The organism is Candidatus Competibacter phosphatis (genome assembly GCF_012939995.1).
Lineage (GTDB): Bacteria > Pseudomonadota > Gammaproteobacteria > Competibacterales > Competibacteraceae > Competibacter > Competibacter phosphatis.
This window is the reverse complement of record NZ_SPMZ01000087.1, coordinates 1-4,864: the sequence shown is the minus strand read 5'-3', so window position 1 is coordinate 4,864 and position 4,864 is coordinate 1. Positions and strand designations below refer to the sequence as shown.

Sequence of the window (4,864 nt, the reverse complement as noted above, 5' to 3'; positions counted from 1 at the left end):
GTAGACGAATCACTTTCACCTGAATATGCACGGGTTTCTCCTCGCCTTGTTCATCGGCGCACACGCCATTGGCACCACACCCTAAGCGAACTTCTTGATTCTGTAAATTCGTATTAAATGTATAATTAATACGAGAATCTCGTACAGTAAGCCCTCATGAACCTCAAGCACCTCTATTACTTTTGGCAGGTGGCGAAGCACGGTGGCGTGATCCGAGCCAGCCATGAAATCCCGATCTCGCCACAAACGCTGAGCGGACAAATCAAATTGTTGGAGGACGACCTGGGTGTAGCGCTTTTTTCGGCGCCATGGTCGTCTGTTGGAACTGACCGAAGCCGGTCAGATGGCGTTGCGCTACGCGGATGACATCTTCGCCCTGAGCGCCGAGTTGGAGCGGGTGTTGCGGCATCATCCAGAAGGGCAACCCACGGAATTTCGAGTCGGTGTATCTGACGTCGTACCCAAATCGCTCGCTTATCGCTTGCTGCGGCCGGCGATCAGCCTGCCCCAGGGCGTACGGATCATTTGCCACGAATGGCGGTTGGATCGGTTGCTGGCCGATCTGGCGATTCATCGGCTGGATCTGGTGATCTCCGACGCGCCGGTTCCCACGAACTTGGATGTGCGCGCCTACAGCCATCGGCTGGGCGAGTCCGGTGTGGCTTGGCTCGCGGATCGCACGCTAGCCCAACGGACCACCTCGGTGTTTCCCGATTGTTTAAAACACTTGCCGCTCCTGTTACCCGGTCAGGATTCCGCCATCCGGCAGAAAGTCGGTGAGTGGTTTAGAAAATACCGGTTACAGGTCAACGTCGCTGGCGAATTCGATGACACCGCGCTCATGGCGGCCTTCGGCCAAGCACAAATCGGGGCGTTTCCCGTGCCCAGCGTCTTGCTCGATGAGTACTTACAACTGGGCGAACTCCAGTTGCTGGGACTGGCCGATGACATTCGCTTGGATTACTTCGCGCTGTCTGTCCAACGCCACCTCACCCATCCCTGCGTCCTGGCCATGACCGCCAAGGTTGCGGAAGTGCTTGAACGGTGAATCGTTGACGGACATCCCGAGCCGTGAACAGCACCCATCAACCAACGATATTTCGCGTTGCGGCGGTCTGCTGGCCGCGCGACGCGATCCAAGAGACCGACATTCCTCTCCCAGATTGACATCACCTCTACAGACGCAACCCGGCTGGTTACTCAAGGCGCCGGATAGCCGCCGATGCGGGTCATCAATGGGAGGGACCCACTCATTCGGGTTGCCCGCGCCTGCCTCATCGCCGCCTGCAACTCAGGATTACCGAGCGGCAAGCCGCACTCCGCCGCTAGCCGCACGCACAGCGCTTGATAGGCGGCATCCCCCTCGACCTGAAAACGTCCCCATTTATGGGCGGCCAGTTGCAGCGCCGCCCGCACGGCGGTTTCGTCGTGTTCGGCCTGGACAATGATCTCCCGGCCCCGATCCACGAAGCCGGCCGGACCGGCGGGCGCGTCCGCCCGGCGATAATCCACCCGTCGGCCGTAGACGATGGCGACGAAACCACGGATGTCGCGGGCTTGGAGGACAAGGGTCTCTTCCTCCTCAAGGAGTAGGGCGATCAGCCTCGCCCGGCGGCGGACCGGGCCAGGGGTTTGCGCCGCCAGCCAGTCCTCATCAGTGGGGAAGTGGCCCCAGTGCGCTTGAGCGTGCATTCGCGCCCGCCGCTGGCGTTCCAGAAGCGCCACCCGCTCGGCGGCTTGCCGGGCGGCCAGCAGGCTGCGTTGCCGATTCAGTTCGGCCCCGCGTCCGCGCCAACCGCCCGGAGGAACCGACCGCCACAGGGCATCTCGTTGGCTTCGGTGCGCTGCTCGGAGGGCCTCGCGTTCGGCGGCCTGGGTCGCGCGCCGCGTCTGTGCCGCCGCCCGCTGATCATGCTGGTGAGCCGCGCGGGCCGCCTGATAGTCCGCCCAGCGAGGGAGTTCCGGCCCGCCGGGTTCGAGGGGTCGCGCCGCGACACGCAATCCCTCGGGTGCGGGTTGGTACACGCCCAGCCGCCGCTCGACGGCCAACAGGCTGCAATCCCGACCGGCCCGCGAGGCTTTCACCGCCGTGTCGCCGACCCATAACACGGCCCCGCTGCCCTTGCGTTGGTAGCGCAGTCCCAATGCGGCCAAACGTTCGTGCAGTTCGCGCCAACTTCGCGCCGCCCGAATCACGGGCGCGCCGGTTTCGGCGGCCATCCGGGTGGCCGATTGTGCACCGCTGGCATGGCGATTTCCCCGGTGGCTTTGACCGTGGGTCGGAACCGGCTCCTCGGGTCCAGCCGGTGTGCTCCGGTTCACACGTTGCACGGTGCCGTCCGCTTGCACCCGATACCGTCCGCGCGTCTCGCGTCGCCAGCCCTGGACATGCTCAATGCGGGCCACCGCGCGATGCAGCGCCTCCAGGTCGAAGCCTTTGTTGATTTCAATCACCTTGCGGGTGAGGGGATGCACTCGGTTCACCATCAAGTGCAGATGCACGTTGTCGGTATCGGCATGCAACCCGTAGAGCGTTTGATGGCCGACTAGTCCCATCGTGTCCAGGAACACATCGACCGCTTCCTCGATCTGGGCCGGGGTCGGCTGCTCGCCTCGTGGCCAGCTCAGCACGTAATGATTGATCGGGTCCTTGCTGTGGGCCGATACCTCGGCCAACGCCAGCATCTCCGCTTTTTGACCGGCGCGGGTGGTGGCCTGAAAACCGTGCGCGCCGCCGTGGATGCACTTCTCCCGTGAATCGCCGCCGGTCGGGCGTTGGGCGTAATCGGCCAGCCCCGCCACCCGCGCCGCCTTGGTCGCGTGAGCCATCCCACGGGCGTTCGGTGGGGCATTTTCGGGTTGATCGATGTAATCAGCCAGCCGCTGAACACGTACCCGCAACGCCGCCCCCTTGGCTGGATTGCGAATCTTTTTACCGATCACGGCGGCGTGTACTCCGCTGAATCTCGTCTCGATATCCATTCGTCCATGCGTTCCTATAGGCCCGAGACCACGTGAGCTTTCCACTTTTCTGGCGGTAGTCAGGATACGGACAATCTGCTTCGCTCCCTCCGTTTTGCGCGGCCAACCTCCCCTTCACGTAGGCAGCATGCGTTGGATCAGTCATACGCCCTCCTGTTCATCGCCTTGCAAAGTGGCGCCCAAACAGTCGATTGCCGCCCGTTGCGCCGCCAGGATCGCGGCGATGTCCGCGTTGTGAACGCCCGCGCTTTGCTCCGCCAAGGCTTCCGCCCGCACACACGCTTGGCGCAGGTGTTCCACTGCCGCCCGATGGGGTTCAAACAGCACTTTGAGACCCAACAAACGCCGCCGCGCCAAGGCGCTGGCCGTCATCCGTGCTCGGTTCGCCATCTCCCAAAAGGCGGCCTTCTCCTCGCGGCGCAAGCGCACTCTCAGTACGGCATCCAAGCGGCTGACCCGCCCTTGCCGGACTTCCCGCTGTCGCGTACCGCCTTCCAATGGGGCAGGGCGCTTTTCACCGTCCTTCGAAACCTTCTTTGTCATTCGATCGTCTCCACCGCCAAGAACGGGATGGGCGGTCCGTCACCTTACCGCCCCCCACGCGATACCCCGCCGGTATCGGTCCGCGAGAAGCGCAGCGCCGAGTGGCCGTTTGCGAGTTGTGGACACAACTCCCATCCTGTAATCATTTTTGGACCACCCTCAATGACCCTCCGCCGCGTGTGGGCCAGCCTTGGAATCCGCCCGGAATCCGCCCGGAATCCGCCCGGAATCCGTTGGGAATCCACCTGGAATCCACCCGGAATCCGCTGGGAATCCGCTGGGAATCCGTTGGGAATCCGTTGGGAGTCCGTTGGGAATCCGTTGGGAGTCCGTTGGGAGTCCGCCCGGAATCCTGCCTGGAATCCATTGGGAGTCCGCCCGGAATCCGCTGACCGTTCAGCGGGCAGTCCATCTCCAAACCGGACGCTCTTCATGCGAACCTTCCGATCGCTTGTAAAACATATTATTTGTTATAGACTATTATATAAATATTTTCGCGCTTCACACGGAGTGGATTCAATGAGCGAGCGACCCTCAAAAAGAAAGCCAAAATCCCGTGCCTTGGACCTGGTGGCCCTCGCGCATGAACTCGCCACCTTGCCGCCCGCCCGGTTGACGCCACGCAAGAACAGCAAGCGAGATCTGATCGAGCAGTTACGCGGGCCGCTGGTCGCGGCGCTGGTGGATCGTCACTACTCGTTCGCGGCCTTGGCCGAGATCTTGGGTCAGCGGGGTCTCGACATCCACCCCACGACCCTACGTCATTATCTTGGTCCCATCGATCGGTCAGCGCGACGGATCGCTTCCGACGGATGACGTTCGACCTCATGGTGGGCCTGGCGGTCGCGCGATTCCTCCAACCCTCACGCCACGGTTGAGAGGGGGGTTCCGTGCAATCCAATATTCATTTACATGAAGAAACATAATATCGAGCACCGGAAACCCTCCGCCTCCCCGGTCCGCTCCGTGGACGTCGCCGCCCTTTCGCGCGAACTGGCCGCCTTGCCGGCGGTTCCGCCGACGGCGCGACCACGTACCCAGCGGGATCTGATCGAACAGTTACGCGAGCCGCTGATCGAGGCGTTGGTGGATCGCCACTACTCATTCGCGGCCTTGGCCGAGGTCTTGAGCCAGTGGGGCATCGATATCCGCCCCGATACCCTGCGCCGCTATCTCGGTCCGGTCGACCCCAACCGGAGGGTCTCGCCACGGAGGGTCCCGCCAGCGGATCGACCGCCCGTGGGCGAACCGTCACCCGTGCCGAACGCACCACCGCGCGGGGGATCGCCCGATGCGATTGTCCGGCTGGACACCGCCTGGGCGGAGACGCCCTCGGAAC

Annotated in this window: 6 protein-coding genes and 1 pseudogene; 4 read left to right on the top strand and 3 right to left on the bottom strand. The window is 63.0% G+C overall.

Annotated features, from left to right (window positions below; all coding sequences use genetic code 11):
* Nucleotides 1-156 precede the first annotated feature (156 nt).
* Nucleotides 157-366, top strand: coding sequence for a LysR family transcriptional regulator (locus tag E4P82_RS22595; protein ID WP_246327764.1), 210 nt, complete (start codon nucleotides 157-159; stop codon nucleotides 364-366).
* Entirely contained in the window at nucleotides 320-1,048 is a 729-nt protein-coding gene (locus E4P82_RS20380) for a LysR substrate-binding domain-containing protein (protein WP_246327763.1), read from the top strand. Before E4P82_RS22595 ends, E4P82_RS20380 begins: the two co-directional genes overlap by 47 nt.
* 152 nt (nucleotides 1,049-1,200) lie before the next feature.
* Here E4P82_RS20380 and traI read toward each other — a convergent pair whose 3' ends face one another.
* From traI to E4P82_RS20370, 3 genes are read right to left on the bottom strand one after another with little or no spacing between them, the layout of a single operon-like run.
* On the bottom strand, nucleotides 1,201-2,982 hold the full coding sequence (gene traI / locus E4P82_RS20375; protein ID WP_169250596.1) for a TraI/MobA(P) family conjugative relaxase: 1,782 nt from the start codon (nucleotides 2,980-2,982) through the stop codon (nucleotides 1,201-1,203).
* Nucleotides 2,933-3,127, bottom strand: coding sequence for an Rmf/CrpP family protein (locus E4P82_RS23350; protein ID WP_312915916.1), 195 nt, complete (start codon nucleotides 3,125-3,127; stop codon nucleotides 2,933-2,935). Before E4P82_RS23350 ends, traI begins: the two co-directional genes overlap by 50 nt.
* Complete coding sequence (locus E4P82_RS20370; RefSeq protein WP_169250595.1) at nucleotides 3,124-3,525, bottom strand: hypothetical protein; 402 nt, start codon at nucleotides 3,523-3,525, stop codon at nucleotides 3,124-3,126. The genes E4P82_RS23350 and E4P82_RS20370 overlap by 4 nt, the downstream gene beginning before the upstream one ends.
* Nucleotides 3,526-4,095: 570 nt before the next feature.
* Here E4P82_RS20370 and E4P82_RS20365 point away from each other — a divergent pair.
* Nucleotides 4,096-4,341: a hypothetical protein gene (locus E4P82_RS20365; RefSeq protein ID WP_169250594.1), complete on the top strand. Its 246-nt coding sequence runs from the start codon at nucleotides 4,096-4,098 to the stop codon at nucleotides 4,339-4,341.
* 150 nt (nucleotides 4,342-4,491) lie between these two features.
* Nucleotides 4,492-4,864, top strand: a pseudogene (locus E4P82_RS20360) (hypothetical protein); the annotation flags it as partial.